Genomic DNA, 18,123 nt, shown 5'->3' with positions numbered 1-18,123 from the left:
ACTGATAAAATAGAAACGTTTCACTAAATGCTCAGTATATGTACACTTTACGGTAAAAAATCTATTGAAATTTACTCAAAAATAAATAGAAAAAAATCCTGATTATAAATTTTTTCAACTTAGTTAATCAGAATTTTAGATTATTTGAACTATTTATCTGAACTGGAGATTATTCGTGAAGAATAAATTTCTTTATATCTTCAACTGCAACGTTTTTATTTTCTCCTAAAAATAACTGATGCCTGCCATTTTCATATATTTTCAAAGAAACTTGTACATTACTGGCTTTCGCAAGGTAATACGCACTTTTATAGTATGTCGTTTCATCCTGTCTATTTTGCAGAATGAGCATCTTTTTATTCGTTGTTGATCGAATCCCTTTCTTCATTTTTTTCTTTGTATTTTGAAGTAATGACAAAAATTGGTAGCAGGAACGAATCGATACAGTTTTGGCCGAATTAAAATAATAATCTAATTTTTCTTGTTTTTTAAAGAATATGCCTTGCATAAGATCTTGGATAATCACATTAGCGTTATAAAGATAGATCGGTGTACTGCATAAAATAAGCTGATCTACTGACGCTCTCTCTGATATCTGGATCGTCAATAAGCCACCCATTGAAAAACCAATACAAGTGATATGGGTATAATGATGTTCAAGTTCATCTAATTTAAGATTAACATCTTCTAACCACTGTTCGGATGTCGCTTTTGAAAAGTTTTGTTTATTTCCATCATGTCCGCTTAATTGGATCCAAAATGAAGCAAGATTACTTTGTTTTAAGTTTTCATGTAAATATAGAATTTCTTTCTCATTACCACCAAACCCATGAATAATCAATATCGCTCTTTTTTTCATTTTGACCTGCTTTCTTTTAAATAAATAAGATTAATACAGAAACAATCGTTTCTTACAATATAACAAAAAGACCAAAAAATTAATTCTGATCTTTTTGTTTTTACTTTATCATTTTACTTTACTTGGACCTAATTATTGTTACAATCTTTATTAAATTTAATGAAAATTTAGCATACAACTAACACATTAACAAAACGTTTTATGCTTGCTTCGTCGGTAGTATCGTCATTTCTGTAATACCAACTGAGTCGGGCTGAGAAATCGCAAATAAAACCGTTTGTGCAACTGCATCTGGTGTGATCGCAATTTGATAGAATTGTTCCATTCCACTTTTTACTTCTGGTGTAGAAATAGTATCTAGTAATTCTGTCGCAATCGCTCCAGGGTAAAGAGTTGTCGTGCGGATATTGGTTCCTTCCATTGCAGATTCCATCCTAAAACCTTCCATAATAGCACGTACTGCATGTTTAGTTCCAGTATAAACACTGTTACCGGGAAAAACTTTCAGCCCAGCAATTGAACATGTTGTAATCACGTGTCCAAACTTTTGGGTTGTGAACTCTGGTATAATAGCTGCTAGTGAATTGAGTACTCCCTTGATATTAATATCGATCATGTCATTCCACTCTTCTATCTTCAATTCGCTCATATTTGAAGCTGGCATAATTCCTGCATTTGCAAATAAAACATCAACCTTACCGAATTTTTCTTTAGCCACTTGAACGAGTCTTTCTACCTCTTTTAGGTTGCGAACATCTGTCACAGCATAAGCACTATTATCACCGAATTTTTTCACGAGTTCTTTCAATTGTTCTTCTCTTCTAGCACCTAAAACGACTTTTGCTCCGTTTTCAATCAATAGTTGAGCTGTTGCTTCTCCTATTCCAGATGATGCGCCTGTAATAACCACAACTTTATCTTTTATATTGTTATTCATAAATTTGACCTCTTTTCATTTTGTTAGTTAAGTACGCTATATCTTAACCATAAGGTATCTTCTTCAGCGATATCCACTGATTTCAATTTAAATCCAACTGGTACTATTTCAGGTAAATTGTCTGCTCTTTCAAAAATCGTATTTGTATCTGTTCGTCCATATGTCGCTGGTGTCATAATAATACTCACTTCATCAATCAAACCTTCTTGTAAAAATGACCAATTGATGTAGCCCCCCTGAAACCATAAGCGTTCTGATCCCAAATAAAGCCAATAATTTTTCTGAAGCAAGTGTACAATCAATCAATTCTTTTCCTGCAAAAATGTAAGAAATTTGTCGCTCTCTAAGATAGGCAACATACTCATCACTGGCTTTATCAGTTAAAATTTCAATAATGTGCGCCTCAGGACGATTTTCGTATTTAACGGTATTTTCAGTCCAACCAACTTTACCAGAAGGATCAGCTGAAACAATATACATTTCGGCTTTTGCTTGTGCAATATAATCCGTTCTAGGATAATATGTTTCTATTCCTTTCAGATCTGGTTTATGAAAATTAGTAAAATTTATTTCCATCATGACTCTGCCGCATAACCATGCTTGACTATGGCAAATAATTTTCGGTCTATCCATCACTTTTAGTTTCCTGCATTGATTTTTCGTTTTTTCTTAACAATGCTGATTATCGTAATAGAAGTTAACAGCATCATAATCACCCCTTCTGCAATAAAGATAGTCGTATTTTCTTTAGAAGAAAGTATATTTCCTAATAAAGAAATTGAAATGGGTGCACATGCCGCGCCAATGTTGAACCCGATTAATAGTAAAGATGTACTTTTTTCTGAATTCCTTTTTGTATCTTGATTCACCTCATTAAACAAATACGGGATAAATGTGCGGAAAGAAAAGCCACACAAAATTACAGCGAATGAAATTGACACTAAATTTTGAGAAAGGGCAATCATAAACATCGATATACCTAAGAGGAAAAAAGAAATCGGTAACGTCCATTTCTTAGTTATTGTAACGATGGATCCAAATAATGCCCCTGCAGTCATTGCACCTAATCCGACTAAGGCGATTAAATTACTGCCATCTGTCGCATCGCCAAAACCTTTTTCAAGCAATAACGAGGTGATTTTCACGGTAACTGACATATAAATGGTTACAACTAAAATCAATAAAGCGATGTAACCATAAGTTGAAGGATTAATTTTTTGATCCCCTGACTCACGCCTATTTTCCACCTCTTCAAGTGAAACGTCTGGAACAAACCATGAAAACAAAAGTAAAATCGGTAAAGCGAATAGATAAGCGAAAAATGAACTACGCCAATTCATTACCAACAATTGACCAACTGTAAATGTAATGACCATACCACCAATTCCTTCAAACGCACTTTGAAAACCAATCACGGATGAAAGCTCTTTTCCTTGATACAGCTTTCCTGCTAGAGAAAAGAGTAACGGGTTAAATAATCCAATTCCGATACCAAATAATATTCTACTGAAAAAAATAAACCAAAACGACTGCACAAATACTGGCATAATTCCTGCGCCTAAAACAATTCCTACACCGAGTTGAACAGAAAGCTTGTAGCCAAATTTTCTAGCAAAAACATGACTAAATGGCACTGTTAAAATGATAAATAAGGAAGGAATTGTCGTAATTAATTCGATTAGAGTCGGATTAATCTCCGGATAAGTTGCCATGATTGCTGGAATATTTGCAGCAATTGCTCCACCTGATACAACAAGTAATGAAACAGATAATAACGAGAGTTTGGTTATTTTATTCACTGAGTTGTCTCCTTTAAGATACGCAAAAGATAGTTCTAATTTTTTATTCCCCGAAAATTTCTTTTGCTAAGGTAAAAGCTGACCACGCTTTTGGCCAACCTGTATAAAAAGCTAAATGAGTGATCAATTCCACCATTTCTTCTTTGGTCACACCATTTTGTTTTGCCATTTTCATATGGGCTTCTAATTGCGGTACACCTTGAGTCAATAAGCTTGAGCAAGTAATCAAGCTACGGTCATGTGGTGAAAGTTGTTCTTCTCTCGACCAAACCTCTCCAAATAATACATCGTCATTTAATTCCGCAAACTTTGGTGCAAATTCGCCTAATTGATCTCTTCCTGCGGTTTGTTTTTTCATTAGGTAGGACTCCCATCTTTTATTCATTTTATAATTGACTATATAATTCATCTGAAACAGGCTCTAACCATTCTGGTGTACCGGCAGTGATTGCCAGATGTTCAAACCAACTATTTTTTGCGGCACCGTGCCAATGTTTCACACCATCATGAGTAACAATAACATCCCCAGTGGTTAAAAATTGTGCTGGTTTCCCTTCTTCTTGATACCAACCTTCACCACCAGTTACTAATAACAGTTGAAATCCATCATGGTGGATATGCCAATTGTTGCGACAACCAGGTTCAAATGTAACATTTCCGACTCCGACCTTGACCTCAGGATCTGCTACTAAATTCTTTAAATAACTTTGACCGATAAAATATTTCGCAAAGGCCTCATTCTTTTCTCCTACAGGGAAAATTACACCGTTTTTTACTTCTTCAAATTTTACCATTTTCTATTTCTCCTCTACTTTTATTAACTTATTCGCGTTTTTATTTATGTCCAACAATCACATGAGGAATATAAGGTTCTTCTAAAAACTGCACTTCTTCTTCAGTCAAAATTAAATCCAAAGCAGGAATTGCATTCGTTAAATGACTTTCTTTTGTAGCCCCAATAATCGGTGCTACAACCGGTCCTTTTTGAAGCAGCCACGCAAGCGCAACTTGTACACGTTCCACCCCACGCTTTTCAGCAATTTCAGCAACTCTTTCAACGATAATGCGATCTTGATCGGCTGTATTATCATATTTTGACATCGCTGTTTTATCTTTTTCAAAACGCTTAGTTTGTGCGCTCCAATCACGCGTCAAACGACCTGATGCTAATGGACTATACGGAGTAACTGCAATTTTTTGATCTTCACATAATGGCAGCATTTCTCTTTCTTCTTCACGGTATAATAAATTTAAATGATTTTGCATAGAAACAAATTTTGTCCAGCCATTTTTCTCAGCCACTGCTTGTGCTTTTGCAAACTGCCACGCAAACATAGCTGAAGCGCCGATATAACGAACTTTCCCGGATTTCACAACATCATGCAAAGCTTCCATTGTCTCTTCGATTGGTGTATTGTAATCCCAACGATGGATAATATATAAATCAACATAATCCATACCTAAACGTTCTAAACTAGCATCAATTTGATGAAAAATTTCTTTTCTTGATAAACCACCGCTGTTTGGAACGTCTTTTTTCATCGTAGTAAATAATTTGGTTGCAACGACGATTTCATCACGATTCGCATACTCATTCAGTGCTTTTCCAAGAATCCGTTCACTTGCACCATACGAATACACATTAGCTGTATCAAAGAAATTAATTCCTAAATCTAGCGCTTTTTTGATTACTTTTTTGCTTTCCTCTTCTTCTAAGACCCATTCATGAAAACCACTGTTAGGATCACCAAAACCCATTGCGCCTAGACAGATTCTCGAAACTTCCATTCCTGTATTGCCAAATTTTACATAGTCCATTAAAATTCCTCCTTGTAATGAATTACTGTTTTTATTGCTAAACATAGTTTACCTCTTAAAGTGAACTCTAAGTCAAGTATTAGAGCAAAAAAAATCTGAAACATGATTCCCTTCATAAAAAAATAGAAGTAGAATATGATTCAGAAATTAATTATCTTAATCGTTTAATATATCAGAAATCCAATGACCAAATTCACACGCTAAATGCAACTGATACTGTTGAATCATGTAGTTTGGCAAAATACTAGGAAATTCGACTAATGCTTTAAAACGAAAGCCATTTCCTTCTTTTTTTACTTGGTGACGAACACCACCAATAATGGTGCCATTTTCCAAGCGAGCTGAACCAGCTGCTTGAACCTTGTAACCAGTAGTTAACGTCGATTTTAACCCTTCTTCATCGCCATAATGTGCAAAAAATCGTGTAGGTAATGGGGATCCTCCTGTGACTTCAATAACTTCTTGAATAATTGGTACAATACTTTGCTGTAATCAAACGTTTATATTCCCATTCAATCACTTTTTCGGATGGAACAACCATTCCATCAATTTCAAAAATCATTTTATCTATTTTAATCATTGGTATTCTCCTATCTAAATTTGACAATTAAACAATTATCCGATTTATTTTCTTCTGTCAATTTTTATTATTCCTCTATAACCTTTGTAGAAATAAGGTTTAACCTGTAGCTAAACGTCTTTATTCCTCCTACAGTTAGTCTAATTAACTATAGTCAAGAACATATAAATATGAACTTCTTGTAATCTATAAAAAAGCTGCAACACATCCACTATAAGAGATATGTTGCAACTTCAATTTGTAGATGTTTATTATTTTATGAAAAATCCTACAATGCTTATAAAGAATACTTAAAGTTTAGACATTAATTTATCCAAAACAACAATGATTCACGATAAGCGGTAAGTCTCCACACTCTCATAAAGTAGTATCTTTAAAGATTTTACTTATTCTTATAGGTTAGTTTTCCTTATACGCTCTAACCGTATTTGAGATAGAAGCGATACTATAAAGAAGCGAATCTTCATACTCACTATCTACATTGGTATCCAAAATATCGTTAAACATCTCTTCATATTCAGCAATCGATAATACTTTACGGTCAGCCAATTGCGTTTGATGAAGATCTGTAAGCAATTGCGTTTGATACCCTTCAACAAGTGTACCACTAAAAAATTCTGCGACCGTACCAGAACCGTAACTAAATAATCCAATTAATTCCCCAGCATTTAATTGACCATTTTCCAATAACGAAATCAAACCCAAATACAAAGAACCTGTATACAAATTACCAACTTGTCGACTATAGAGAATACTTGCTTCATATTTCGTTAAAATACGTTCTTGCTCTTCTGCTGATTCGTCTTCCAAAGCGGCCAATAAGGCCTTTTTCCCCATTTTTGTATAAGGAATATGGAATGCCAACGCATGAAAATCAGCAATCGATTTATTATAGCGGTGTTGATATTCTTCCCAAACTTTTTGAAAGGCTTGGATGTATGTTTCGTTAGATAATTGTCCATCAACCATTGGATAATCATGTCCCACTGGTCGCCAAAAATCATAGATATCCTGCGTTAAAGCTACACTATCATCATTTAATTGTAGAATTCTCGGATCAGCTGAAACCAGCATAGCAACCGCTCCAGCTCCTTGTGTGGGTTCGCCGCCAGAAGCTAAGCCATATTTAGCAATATCAGAAGCCACAACTAACACTTTGCTTTCCGGATGCGTTTTAATATGAGCTACAGCATATTGCAAGGCAGCAGTTCCTGCATAGCAAGCTTCTTTTATTTCAAACGCACGGGCAAAAGATTGAATCCCTAGCAAACGGTGTAAAACCACTGCAGATGCCTTTGATTCATCAATACCAGATTCTGTTCCTACAATCACCATGTCAATTTGCTTTTTATCTTCATCCGTTAAAATATTTTTTGCGGCATTCGCAGCAAAGGTCACGATATCTTGTGTTTTTTTATTAACAGCCATTTTGTCTTGTCCAATACCAATATGAAATTTATTTGGATCTACCTCTCTTGCTAAAGCTAAATCGGTCATATCTACATAATATGGTGGGACAAAAAAACTAATTTTATCTATGCCAACGTTCATTTTATATCTCCTCTATCATTATTCTCATTCATTACATACTATAATTTATCATATAATCGAGTAAGATTGGTAGAAAAAAGGATATTTTAAAATTTGTTAAAGAATTTCAGAAGTTTTTTTATTATGATTTATAGAGTATTCTTTTTTCACAAACCATGGTATATTTCATATTGGAGGTGACGTCGTGGAAATCGTAATTATCGACGCCTTGAGAACCCCTATAGGCAAGTATCGAGGACAATTAAAATCATTATCGGCAGTTGAGCTAGGAACGGCTGTTACAAAAGAGTTACTTACAAGAAATACAAAAGTGGTAGAACATATAAAACAAGTAGTTTTCGGAAATGTATTACAAGCAGGAAATGGACAAAATCCTGCACGACAAATCGCAATAAACAGTGGATTAGGCTTTGAAGTCCCCGCTTTTACTGTAAATGAAGTTTGTGGATCAGGCATGAAAGCAATCAGCTTAGCCAAACAAGCCATTCAATTAGGGCAAGCTGATGTTATTATAGCTGGTGGAACAGAAAGTATGACGACTGCTCCTGCCATCACATACAAAGAAGAGGATACTTATTCCAAACCTGCTCCAACTATGATGGTAGACGGTTTAACAGATGCATTTAGCGGTAAAGCGATGGGCTTAACAGCAGAAAATATTGCTGAACAATTTAATATTACACGAGAAATGCAGGATACCTTTGCGGCGCATTCACAAATGAAAGCAGCACAAGCACAAGCCGAAGGAAAATTTGTGAAAGAAATCGTTCCTTTATTCATCAATGATACTATTTTTAAGGACGATGAAGGCGTTAGAAAAGATACAACGGTAGAAAAATTAGGCACACTTAAAACAGTTTTCAAAGAAAATGGCTCTGTCACAGCAGGAAATGCATCGACGATAAATGATGCTGCTTCGGCAATGATACTCGCTTCAAAATCATTCGCAGATAAACATCAGATTCCTTATCTCGCTATTGTAAAAGATGTTACTGAAATCGGGATTGATCCAAGCATAATGGGGATTTCACCAATCAAGGCAATTCAATCTTTATTACAACGTAACGATCTTAATATTGAAGACATTGATTTATTTGAAATCAATGAAGCTTTCGCTGCATCATCCATTGTCGTTCAAAATGAATTGAAGATACCAGAAGAAAAACTCAACATTTGGGGCGGCGGCATTAGTTTAGGCCATCCGATTGGTGCATCTGGAACTCGAATCGTAGCGACTTTAGCACACCAATTAGAAGACACAAATAGTCAATACGGAGTGGCTTCTCTATGTGTTGGTGGAGGCCTTGGACTGGCCATGCTTATTGAGCGACCTCAAAACGCTACAGCTGATAAAAAGTTTTATCAACTGTCAAAAGAGGAACGCTTAACCTTTTTACAAGAAAAAGGTAATCTTTCTATGGAGAACAGACAAGAGTTAGAAAAAATGTCTCTAGACGAAGATATCGCCAATCATTTAATTGAAAATCAAATCAGTGAAATGGCTTTGCCAATGGGAATTGTTCCTGATATTTTAGTAAATGATAAAAGCTACCAAGTTCCTATGGCGACTGAGGAACCTTCTGTAATAGCTGCATGTAGTAATGGCGCCAAAATGATTCGAAGGTCTGGCAGTATTCAAAGTGAATTATCAGAAGGACTTCTACGAGGTCAAATTGTTTTTATGAATGTTACAGATCCCGCGCTAATCGAAGAAAAAATCAACCAGTCTTCAGAAGAAATTTTTGTTCAAGCAGAAAAAAGTTACCCCTCTATTGTGAAACGTGGTGGTGGCTTAAAAAGAATCCAAGTTCGTCACTTTCCGGAAGACAATACCTATTTATCAGTGGATTTACTGGTTGATACTAAAGATGCGATGGGCGCCAATATTCTCAATTCAATTTTAGAAGGTGTCGCTGATTTATTCCGTCAATGGTTTGATGATGAAATTCTGTTTAGTATCTTAAGTAATTACGCAACGGAATCTTTAGTGAAAGCAACCTGTTACGTTTCGTTTGCTAGTTTAAGTAAAACAGGTGATTTCAAGTCTGGAAAATTAGTTGCAGAAAAAATTGCTGCAGCTTCTCAACTTGCTCAGATAGACCCCTATCGTGCTGCTACCCATAATAAAGGCATTATGAATGGGATAGAAGCTGTGGTTTTAGCAACTGGAAATGATACACGTGCAGTTGCAGCTGCAGCTCATGCTTATGCTGCTGTTGGTAGTTATCACGGTTTAAGTCAATGGGAACTTGTCGAAGATGGCTTGCAAGGCATTATTGAATTACCTTTGGCTATCGGAACCGTTGGCGGTGCAATTCGTGTTTTACCCAAAGCTCAGGCTGCTTTAGAAATTTTAAATGTAACTGATGCAAAAGAATTGGCGGAAGTAATTGTAGCTGTTGGCTTAGCACAAAATTTAGCTGCCTTGCGCGCATTAGTCTCGGAAGGTATTCAACAAGGTCATATGTCATTACAAGCTCGTTCTTTAGCTATGTCGATCGGTGCAAAAGGCGCAGAGATAGAAATCATTGCGGATAAATTAAAATCTGGACTGATGAATCAAGAACAAGCCTTAGAATTTTTATTAGAATTGAGACAATAGTATTTTGCCTTGATACAGATAATATAATGAAACTGCATGAGTAGTTGCTTGTTCAAACGCTACTTATGCAGTTTTCTATTCACACTTCGTTATCTTTGTAATTGAACTGCTAAGTAAATTTATATAGACAATGTTGTTGATATAATTGTTGTGGTTAATTCAAAATTTTTGCTAATATTCATTTCAAGCTGTTACAATTATTTTCGAGGTGAAAATAGTGATCTTATCAATAATTTTCTTTATATTGGGTATTTTATCATTATTCAAATACAGAACAACAGGAGAAAAACTTGATTTATATATCGCTTTGTCTTACTTTGTTTTCTCACTCATCATCGGATTTCTTTTGTACTATCTTTTTGTTTAATAACTATATAACTTAACTGGTTTAGCAGATACAAATGAAGAATTGCTGAAATGATGTAATTTCATGTTGTGGCAAAAAAATAAAACCCCTTGATTATCAAGGGGTTTATTGTTAATAAATAACAAGTTTTTAACGACGAATTTCTTTAATACGAGCTGCTTTACCGTGTAATGCACGTAAGTAATAAAGTTTCGCACGACGAACTTTACCATAACGAACTACTTCGATTTGGGCAACACGTGGTGTGTGTAATGGGAATGTACGTTCCACACCAACACCGTTAGAAATTTTACGTACTGTATAAGTTTCGCTGATACCAGCGCCGCGGCGTCCGATAACAACTCCTTCAAATAATTGGATACGTTCGCGTGTTCCTTCGACTACTTTCGCATGTACGCGAACAGTATCTCCAGGACGAAACGCAGGGATATCCGTACGTAATTGATCTTGTGTTAATTCTTGAATTAATGGATTCATTCTTTTTTCTCCTCATTCCAAACATTCATATGGCCTCTGCCACAGCGGAATATCGTAATAGTTGAGCGCTTTGCACTCACTGAAATAGTTTAACATAGCTCTTCGTTGCTGTAAAGGGATTTTTCTTTAAAGGCATCTTATTTTCTAATGATCTGCTATCTTTTCTTCTTCAATGATTTCAGTAAGGAATTTTTTCATTTCATCATCAAGTTCAAGAGTTTCCAGCATATCAGGGCGTCTTAAATAAGTTCTACGTAAAGATTCTTTCAACTGCCATTCTGCAATCAATTTATGATTACCATTTGTTAAAACCTCTGGTACACTCATTCCTTTAAATTCAGCAGGGCGTGTATATTGCGGATGTTCCAACAATCCTGTTGAGTGCGAGTCGGTTTGCGCAGATAGTTTATTCCCTAACACATCAGGAAGTAACCGAACCGTTGCATCGATCATAACCATTGCACCTAATTCTCCACCAGTCAAAACGTAGTCGCCTAATGAAACTTCATCCGTAACTAAAGAACGAATACGTTCATCGTATCCCTCATAATGACCGCAAATAAAAACTAGGTGCTCTTCTTCAGAAAATTCTTCCGCCATTTTTTGGTCAAACCGTTTACCTGCCGGATCCAGTAAAATCACACGTTTTTTCGTTTCTGGCGATGCTTCTTCAATTCTTCGTAAGTTATCATAAATTGGCTGAACTTTTAATAACATTCCTGCCCCGCCACCATAAGGATAATCATCAACAGACTGATGCTTATTATCAGAATGATCACGGAAATTTGAAACATTGATTTCTAATAAATTTTTTTCTACAGCTTTTCCAATGATCGATTCTCCCATCGGACCTTCAAACATTCTTGGAAAAAGCGTCAACACATCAATTTTCATCGTCAATCAAACCTTCTGGAATTTCTACACGAACGATGCCTTCTTCTAAGTCAATCGACTTAACAACCGATTCGATATAGGGAATTAAGGCGTCTTTTTTCTTGGGTCTTTGAACAACCCAGACATCATTTGCCCCTGGTGAAAGAATTTCTTTGATCTTACCAAGTTCTTCATCGTTTTCGTCAATAACAGTCAACCCAATGATTTCGTGATAATAAAATTCATCTCCTGGTAAATCCTTTAAGCCTTCTTTTGACACTTTCAAAATTCCATCACGGTATTTTTCGACATCGTTGATTGAAAAATGATCTTCAAATGTGACAATATCAAAATTTTTATGTTTTCGATGCGTTTTGATCGTTAATTCAATTGGCGCTTTTTTTTCTTGAAATAATGTCAAAACTGATCCCTTTTTATAGCGTAGTTCTGGAAAATCCGTTTGAGAAATTATTCGCACTTCGCCTTTTAAGCCTTGAGTATTGACGATTTTTCCAACATTTAAATATTCAGTCACTTAAAACCCTCATTTCAAAATTTTAGTCTTTTTCATTCTACCATTTCTGTACTGCGAATTCTATTATATATACGTAAAAAGAAAGCCATTCAACTAAGAATCGCTTTCTTCTTCTGTTTTAAGCATTTACCCCTGTTAAAGTGCCATAAATCAAGAATAGGTTCAATGCGGTCAATACAATCGCAATAATCCAAGCTAAAACTTTCACCCACATCGGATTAGCGAATCGACCCATAATTTTTTTATCACTTGTGTACATCGTTAAAGGAATAATTGAAATTGGTAATGCGATACTTAAAAATACTTGGGTGTACAACAACAAATCCTCTACCGCTGATTCTCTTCCACCATAAAGAATCACACAAATAATTACTGGTACGATCGCAATCAAACGTGTCACGACCCGACGCATCCACAGCGGCATTTTCAAATGAATAAACCCTTCCATAACAATTTGTCCTGAAAGTGTTCCAGTGATCGTTGAGTTCTGACCTGAAGCAAGTAACGCTACCGCAAATAGAATACTTAAGACTGGACTTGCAATATTCCCAACGATATCAGGGTTTTTCAATGCGTCAAACAAATCCACAAACTTACCAAGATCACTATTCGTTCCATAAAACAAAGCGCCACCCAAAATCAGCAACAAGCAATTAACAATAAAGGCAATAGTCAATTGAATATTGGAATCCCAAATCGTAAAACGAATGGCTTTCGCCTTTTCCTTATCATCATTACGATCGAATTTTCTTGCTTGAGCAATCGATGAATGCAAGTATAAATTATGAGGCATAACCGTTGCCCCAACGATTCCTAATGCTAAAAACAGCATTGATTTGTCAGTCGCAATTCTCGTATCTGGAATAAAACCGCGAAGTACTTCACCAATATTTGGATCCGCTAGTGCTACTTCATACGCAAAAACAAAAAAGATAACTGCAATCAAACAAGCCACGATAGCTTCGATTTTTCTAAAACCTAGTTTCGTTAACAGTAATAACAATAGAACATCAAAAGTTGTAATCAATACACCAATCAATAATGGGAAACCAAATAATAATTGTAACGCAACCGCACCACCAATTACCTCAGCAATATCTGTTGCCATGATTGCAAGTTCAGTAATGATCCATAGAACAAAGCCTGTTTTTTTACTTGTATGTTCTCTAGTCGCCTGAGCCAAATCTCTTCCTGTCACAATCCCTAATTTAGCCGCCATGCTCTGAAGTAACATAGCAATCAAACTTGATAATAAGATAACACTCAGTAAGGCATATTTATATTCTGCACCACCAGCAATCGATGTGATCCAATTTCCTGGGTCCATGTAACCAACTGCTACAAGCGCCCCTGGCCCACTATAAGCCATCAATGTTCGCCAAAAACTAGCATTTTTCGGTACATCAACGGTATTATTTATTTCTTCTAAACTAGGGCCATTTGCATATTCCAACAACTTTTCTGCTTCATTTTTCTCTTCTTTCATGTTGATCCTTCTTCCAACTATAAATTATCAGGTTTATATTATTATATTTTTAGGCGCACCATAATCCTTAAAACAATTATAATCCTCTCATTGTTTCTTGTAAATAGGAAACACTCGGTTTTTTTTATTTAGGGCTAAAGTAGGATGTTTTTAACACCAGTTCTTTGTATAATAATCGTAACAAGTTGGTTCTTACAACTTTGTTCGTGAAATTTCATAAATAACAATGGTAAAATTATGACAAGGCTTTTATACTAGAGGTAGTTATTAATAAGGAGATGAAGGATATGAGCATCGCGCTTTCAAGAAAAATTATTAACATTATTTCAATCGTAGGAATTATCGCAACTATTGCTGTGACGATTTATTTTGTACGATTAGGTGTTTTTAAAGATATTAATGCTTTGAGAGGATTAGTCGGTGACTCTGTTATCTTAGGTCCTATACTATTTATGTTGATTCAGATCATTCAAGTCGTTATTCCAATCATACCCGGCGGCATCAGTTGTGCTGCAGGTGTTCTGATATTTGGCCCTTTTGCTGGATTCATCTATAATTATGTAGGGATTGCAATTGGTTCTGTGATTATTTTCCTTTTAGGTCGACAATATGGAAAACCTTTTATTCTAAGTTTAGTCAGTGACAAGACCTATAATAAATATATTGGTTGGTTGGATAATGAAAAACGTTTTGAACGTCTCTTCGCTTTAGCTATTTTTCTACCAATTGCACCAGATGATGCACTTTGTTTAATGGCTGGTTTGACTAAAATGTCCTTAAAGAAATTTACATTGATCATTATCTTAGCAAAACCTGTTTCAATCTTCTTGTATAGTTTAGCCTTGATTTATGGTGGCACATTCTTAAACGGTTTACTAGGCTTTTAGAGCTTAAAAATATATAATGGAAACATGGTTGGGATAGGATGCAACAGTATCCTATCTTCTTTTATTTTAGTTTTGTAGGGGTGGATAAAATAATGAAATACATAAAAAATAGTTTTAAAAATATGATTGATTTTTTTGCAGGTACTTCGGCATATTTTCGCGATGTTTTATTGATGCATGGTTTTATGCTGTTTGTACTACTCCCTCTTTTGGCCAGCTCGACACGTTTTATCTTAAAACAAGGGAAAATCAACTACCTATCTTATGATACAATTCCAATCATCTTTGCTAAACATCCTGGCGTATTGATCGCATTGATCATTGTGTTGTTAGCAATTGTAATTGCGGTCTTCTTTGAATTTACTTTTTTACTTTTGAGCATTTTCTTCATAAAGAAAAAAGAACCGATCTCTCTAACAAATTTGCTTAAAGGAACGATTCTCCAACTTAAAAAAATTCGATTTAGCACGATTCTTTTTTTCCTATTCTATTTTTTCTTAGTGTTACCGCTTAGTGGTCTAGGTTTTAATTCAGATTTATTATCAAAAATAAAAATTCCAGCATTTATTATGGACTTTATCTTCGCCAATCGTGTAACGATTATTGCTTTAGTCGTTTTAGGTTACTTACTTTTCTTCTACCTTTCTATTCGTTTGATTTTTGCATTGCCTGAAATGATTTTACGAGATGTTCCCTTTCGCCAAGCAATCAAAGAAAGCTGGCGCTCAACCCAAAATCACTTCTTTAGAATCTTAGGCCAATTTATTGTAATCGGTGGAAGTATTCTTTTGGTTTTCGTGATTAGCTATACGGTGATACTAAGTGCCCAAGCGATTATTGAAACGGCGATTCCTAGTTATACTTTAGTTAGTGCAGTGATTGCTATGACGCTATTACAATTTATTTTACTTCTTAATATTGTTTTTTCTACCGTCGGAATTTTTTATATCACGATCGATTACATGAATGATGAAGGCTTTTTACCTGAGCTACCACAATGGTATTTCGATCAGCCAAAACAACAAAGAAAAGAATGGACCGCTTTTAAAATCGGATTATTTGCTTTTACCGCAGCTATTCTTGGAATTGGTGTTGGTACTTATAATACAAATTATTTAAGTAACCCATCCGTCACAGAACCACTAACGATCTCTCATAGAGGTGTCGACGCAGCAAATGGCGTTCAAAACACGTTACCTGCTCTGGAAAAAACAAGTTTAGAACATCCTACATACGTAGAGATGGATATACAAGAAACTAAAGACAAGCAATTTGTTGTCATGCATGATTTCAATCTAAAAAAACTTACAGGTGTTAATAAAAGACCAAATCAGCTGACATTAGATGAATTGACCCAGTTAACTGCTAAAGAAAATGGTATGGAAGCGAAAGTTTGCTCTTTTGATGAGTATCTCGAAAAAGCCAAAAAATTACAGCAAAAATTGTTGATCGAAATCAAAACAACCCCACAAGATAGCCCTGATTTAGTGAAACGATTTACCGAAAAATATCGGAATGTTATCTTATCAGAAAAGCATATTCTTCACACGTTGACCTTTGATACAGCAACACAGTTAAAGGAAGAAGAACCTAAGTTTTACGTTGGCTATATTCTGCCATTTAACATTGTAGGGCCGCCTGTTGCAAATGTAGATTTCTTTACAATGGAATATACAACCTTAAATCGGAATTTTATAAACGCTGCTCATAATGATGGGAAAAAAGTCTATGCTTGGACTGTCAATGATGAAGATACAATGACCCGAATGATGTTTTATGGTGTGGATGGTATTGTTACAGATGAATTAAAATTACTGAATGAAACCATCAAAACTGATTTAGATGAGCTTACCTATTCAGATAAACTATTCCATTTCGTTATTGGGATTGGTTAAAATAGCACAAAAAATAGAGTGACGTAAACAATTATCTGTTTTACGTCACTCTATTTTTTATTTTGCGTTCATTCGTGTTTTACCTTCTTGGCACATATACAGAAGTGGGCAAATATCACATTTAGGATTTCGTGCTAAACAGTGATATCGACCGAAAAAAATCATTGTATGGTGAGTTTTCACCCATAATTCTTTAGGGATTTTTCTCATCAATGTTTGCTCGACTTCCATTACATTTGCGTCTAGTTTACAAATTCGTAAACGTTTTGACACACGTTCAACATGAGTATCCACTGCGATAGCTGGTTCGCCAAAAGCATCCCCCATTACCACATTAGCCGTTTTACGGCCAACACCTGGTAAAGAAACTAACTCTTCACGCGTTTCGGGTACTTTTCCATCAAACTGATCCAGTAATTGTTCAGCACACGCTTTAATATTCTTTGCCTTATTTCGATACAAACCAATCGTTTTAATTTTCTGAATGATATCTTCTATTGGAGCCGCGGCAAGTGCCTCAGGTGTTGGATATGCAGCAAATAATGCAGGTGTTGCTTTATTCACAGAAACATCCGTTGCTTGAGCACTTAAAATAACAGCGATCAATAATTGAAAGGGGCTTTTATGGGTAAGTTCACATGCAGCTTCTGGGAACATATCATACATGATTTCTATTGCTTCCATTGTTTTCTCTTTAGAAAGCATTTATCTACCTCCTACTCACTATCTTCTGGATTAAGCCAATTGTGTAAAGTAACCTTAGGAATTGGCTCGTTTTTGTCACCTTGTTGCTCGATTTCTTTTTGGATCAGCGCCTGTTTTCGACGTTTTTGATCTTCTGCTACTTGCTCTTTCGTGGTAATATTTTTACGCTCCCAAGCAAGCAAGATTCGATCGATATACTTTAAACTATAGGCTTGATTTAGCACAGCTTCCCTTAAAGCCAGCCGAATAAGTTCAGGTTGATAGTGGTCTGTTTCCAACCACTGACCGATCATCTCCAGCTCGATTGGTGATAATTGGCGACCAAACTCTTTTTCAAAACCTTGATAAAGCTGTTTAATTGTTTCTTCTGACGTCACTTCTTTTTGTTTTTCCGTCTGCTTTTGTTGTAAAACATCAATTTTTTCAAAAATCGGTAGTAAATCATACGTATCCATCATTTGACCTTGATCATTTTGTTTGGTTTCAATAATCAAAAAGCCACGTGAAACGAGTTGATTCATCAATTTATAAATAACATCGATGGGTTTCCCCATCATTTGACTGATTTCAGCTAAATCTGGAAATAAATCACCTTTTGCTTGGGAACGGAACAACTGTAGCCAAAATAAAAATTCTTCGTCTGTTAAACCAATTTTTTGGTAGTTCTCAATGACCAAATTGGAGACAGTCGTTTCACCGGCTTTCAGGTATTCATTGATTGATAACATAACTGCTCCTCATTTCTGTTGCTA

At 35.4% G+C, this 18,123-nt stretch carries 20 protein-coding genes; 3 read left to right on the top strand and 17 right to left on the bottom strand.

Annotated features, from left to right (window positions below; translation table 11 throughout):
• Positions 1-169: 169 nt before the first annotated feature.
• The 11 genes from IGL98_RS08330 to IGL98_RS08280 form a co-directional block, all read right to left on the bottom strand.
• Positions 170-859, bottom strand: coding sequence for an alpha/beta hydrolase (locus tag IGL98_RS08330; RefSeq protein WP_206842281.1), 690 nt, complete (start codon positions 857-859; stop codon positions 170-172).
• A gap of 199 nt (positions 860-1,058) precedes the next feature.
• Positions 1,059-1,796 carry an SDR family oxidoreductase gene (locus tag IGL98_RS08325; protein ID WP_206912116.1) on the bottom strand — a complete coding sequence of 246 codons (738 nt, stop codon included), beginning with the start codon at positions 1,794-1,796 and terminating at the stop codon, positions 1,059-1,061.
• A gap of 23 nt (positions 1,797-1,819) precedes the next feature.
• Positions 1,820-1,984 carry a hypothetical protein gene (locus tag IGL98_RS08320; RefSeq protein WP_339099589.1) on the bottom strand — a complete coding sequence of 55 codons (165 nt, stop codon included), beginning with the start codon at positions 1,982-1,984 and terminating at the stop codon, positions 1,820-1,822.
• A 4-nt stretch (positions 1,985-1,988) separates the two neighbouring features.
• The gene (locus IGL98_RS08315; RefSeq protein WP_242590201.1) at positions 1,989-2,429 is read right to left on the bottom strand and encodes a hypothetical protein; all 441 of its coding nucleotides are present in this window, start codon (positions 2,427-2,429) and stop codon (positions 1,989-1,991) included.
• Between the two features lie 5 nt (positions 2,430-2,434).
• Positions 2,435-3,595, bottom strand: coding sequence for an MFS transporter (locus IGL98_RS08310; protein ID WP_206912115.1), 1,161 nt, complete (start codon positions 3,593-3,595; stop codon positions 2,435-2,437).
• Positions 3,596-3,638: 43 nt separating this feature from the next.
• The gene (locus tag IGL98_RS08305; RefSeq protein WP_206842273.1) at positions 3,639-3,953 is read right to left on the bottom strand and encodes a carboxymuconolactone decarboxylase family protein; all 315 of its coding nucleotides are present in this window, start codon (positions 3,951-3,953) and stop codon (positions 3,639-3,641) included.
• Positions 3,954-3,981: 28 nt separating this feature from the next.
• Positions 3,982-4,389, bottom strand: coding sequence for a cupin domain-containing protein (locus tag IGL98_RS08300; RefSeq protein WP_206912114.1), 408 nt, complete (start codon positions 4,387-4,389; stop codon positions 3,982-3,984).
• Positions 4,390-4,429: 40 nt separating this feature from the next.
• The gene (locus IGL98_RS08295; RefSeq protein ID WP_206912113.1) at positions 4,430-5,413 is read right to left on the bottom strand and encodes an aldo/keto reductase; all 984 of its coding nucleotides are present in this window, start codon (positions 5,411-5,413) and stop codon (positions 4,430-4,432) included.
• A 156-nt stretch (positions 5,414-5,569) separates the two neighbouring features.
• A complete protein-coding gene (locus IGL98_RS08290) occupies positions 5,570-5,749 on the bottom strand; it encodes a hypothetical protein (RefSeq protein ID WP_206912112.1) in 180 nt (59 codons plus the stop codon).
• A 115-nt stretch (positions 5,750-5,864) separates the two neighbouring features.
• Positions 5,865-5,993, bottom strand: a complete 129-nt coding sequence (locus IGL98_RS08285; protein WP_277989059.1) for a hypothetical protein — start codon at positions 5,991-5,993, stop codon at positions 5,865-5,867.
• A gap of 399 nt (positions 5,994-6,392) precedes the next feature.
• Complete coding sequence (locus IGL98_RS08280; RefSeq protein ID WP_206842264.1) at positions 6,393-7,544, bottom strand: hydroxymethylglutaryl-CoA synthase; 1,152 nt, start codon at positions 7,542-7,544, stop codon at positions 6,393-6,395.
• A gap of 184 nt (positions 7,545-7,728) precedes the next feature.
• Here IGL98_RS08280 and IGL98_RS08275 point away from each other — a divergent pair, with 184 nt between their 5' ends.
• A complete protein-coding gene (locus IGL98_RS08275; RefSeq protein WP_206912111.1) occupies positions 7,729-10,146 on the top strand; it encodes a hydroxymethylglutaryl-CoA reductase, degradative in 2,418 nt (805 codons plus the stop codon).
• A gap of 496 nt (positions 10,147-10,642) precedes the next feature.
• Here IGL98_RS08275 and rplS read toward each other — a convergent pair whose 3' ends face one another.
• The 4 genes from rplS to IGL98_RS08255 all read right to left on the bottom strand — a co-directional run bounded on the left by rplS (position 10,643) and on the right by IGL98_RS08255 (position 13,884).
• Positions 10,643-10,990 (bottom strand): 50S ribosomal protein L19, encoded by a 348-nt coding sequence (gene rplS, locus IGL98_RS08270; protein WP_069644564.1) that lies wholly within the window; start codon positions 10,988-10,990, stop codon positions 10,643-10,645.
• A gap of 144 nt (positions 10,991-11,134) precedes the next feature.
• Positions 11,135-11,884, bottom strand: a complete 750-nt coding sequence (gene trmD / locus IGL98_RS08265; protein ID WP_069644563.1) for a tRNA (guanosine(37)-N1)-methyltransferase TrmD — start codon at positions 11,882-11,884, stop codon at positions 11,135-11,137.
• A complete protein-coding gene (gene rimM, locus IGL98_RS08260; protein WP_206912110.1) occupies positions 11,874-12,398 on the bottom strand; it encodes a ribosome maturation factor RimM in 525 nt (174 codons plus the stop codon). The genes trmD and rimM overlap by 11 nt, the downstream gene beginning before the upstream one ends.
• Before the next feature lie 118 nt (positions 12,399-12,516).
• Positions 12,517-13,884, bottom strand: coding sequence for an Nramp family divalent metal transporter (locus IGL98_RS08255; RefSeq protein ID WP_069644561.1), 1,368 nt, complete (start codon positions 13,882-13,884; stop codon positions 12,517-12,519).
• A gap of 287 nt (positions 13,885-14,171) precedes the next feature.
• On the opposite strand from IGL98_RS08255, the gene IGL98_RS08250 reads away from it, so the two are divergent.
• Positions 14,172-14,771 (top strand): TVP38/TMEM64 family protein, encoded by a 600-nt coding sequence (locus tag IGL98_RS08250; protein WP_206842255.1) that lies wholly within the window; start codon positions 14,172-14,174, stop codon positions 14,769-14,771.
• 92 nt (positions 14,772-14,863) lie between these two features.
• Positions 14,864-16,666 (top strand): glycerophosphoryl diester phosphodiesterase membrane domain-containing protein, encoded by a 1,803-nt coding sequence (locus IGL98_RS08245; RefSeq protein WP_206912109.1) that lies wholly within the window; start codon positions 14,864-14,866, stop codon positions 16,664-16,666.
• 57 nt (positions 16,667-16,723) lie between these two features.
• Here the strand turns inward: IGL98_RS08245 and nth are convergent, their stop codons facing one another.
• Both nth and IGL98_RS08235 read right to left on the bottom strand, forming a co-directional pair.
• On the bottom strand, positions 16,724-17,371 hold the full coding sequence (gene nth, locus IGL98_RS08240) for an endonuclease III (protein ID WP_206842251.1): 648 nt from the start codon (positions 17,369-17,371) through the stop codon (positions 16,724-16,726).
• 11 nt (positions 17,372-17,382) lie between these two features.
• Complete coding sequence (locus IGL98_RS08235) at positions 17,383-18,099, bottom strand: DnaD domain protein (RefSeq protein WP_206842249.1); 717 nt, start codon at positions 18,097-18,099, stop codon at positions 17,383-17,385.
• Positions 18,100-18,123: the final 24 nt, after the last annotated feature.

Origin of the sequence: Enterococcus sp. DIV0840 (assembly GCF_050527835.1) — a bacterium.
GTDB classification, from domain to species: domain Bacteria; phylum Bacillota; class Bacilli; order Lactobacillales; family Enterococcaceae; genus Enterococcus_L; species Enterococcus_L ureasiticus.
The sequence above is the reverse complement of the archived record's forward strand: the minus strand, read 5'-3'. Positions and strand labels throughout refer to the sequence as shown.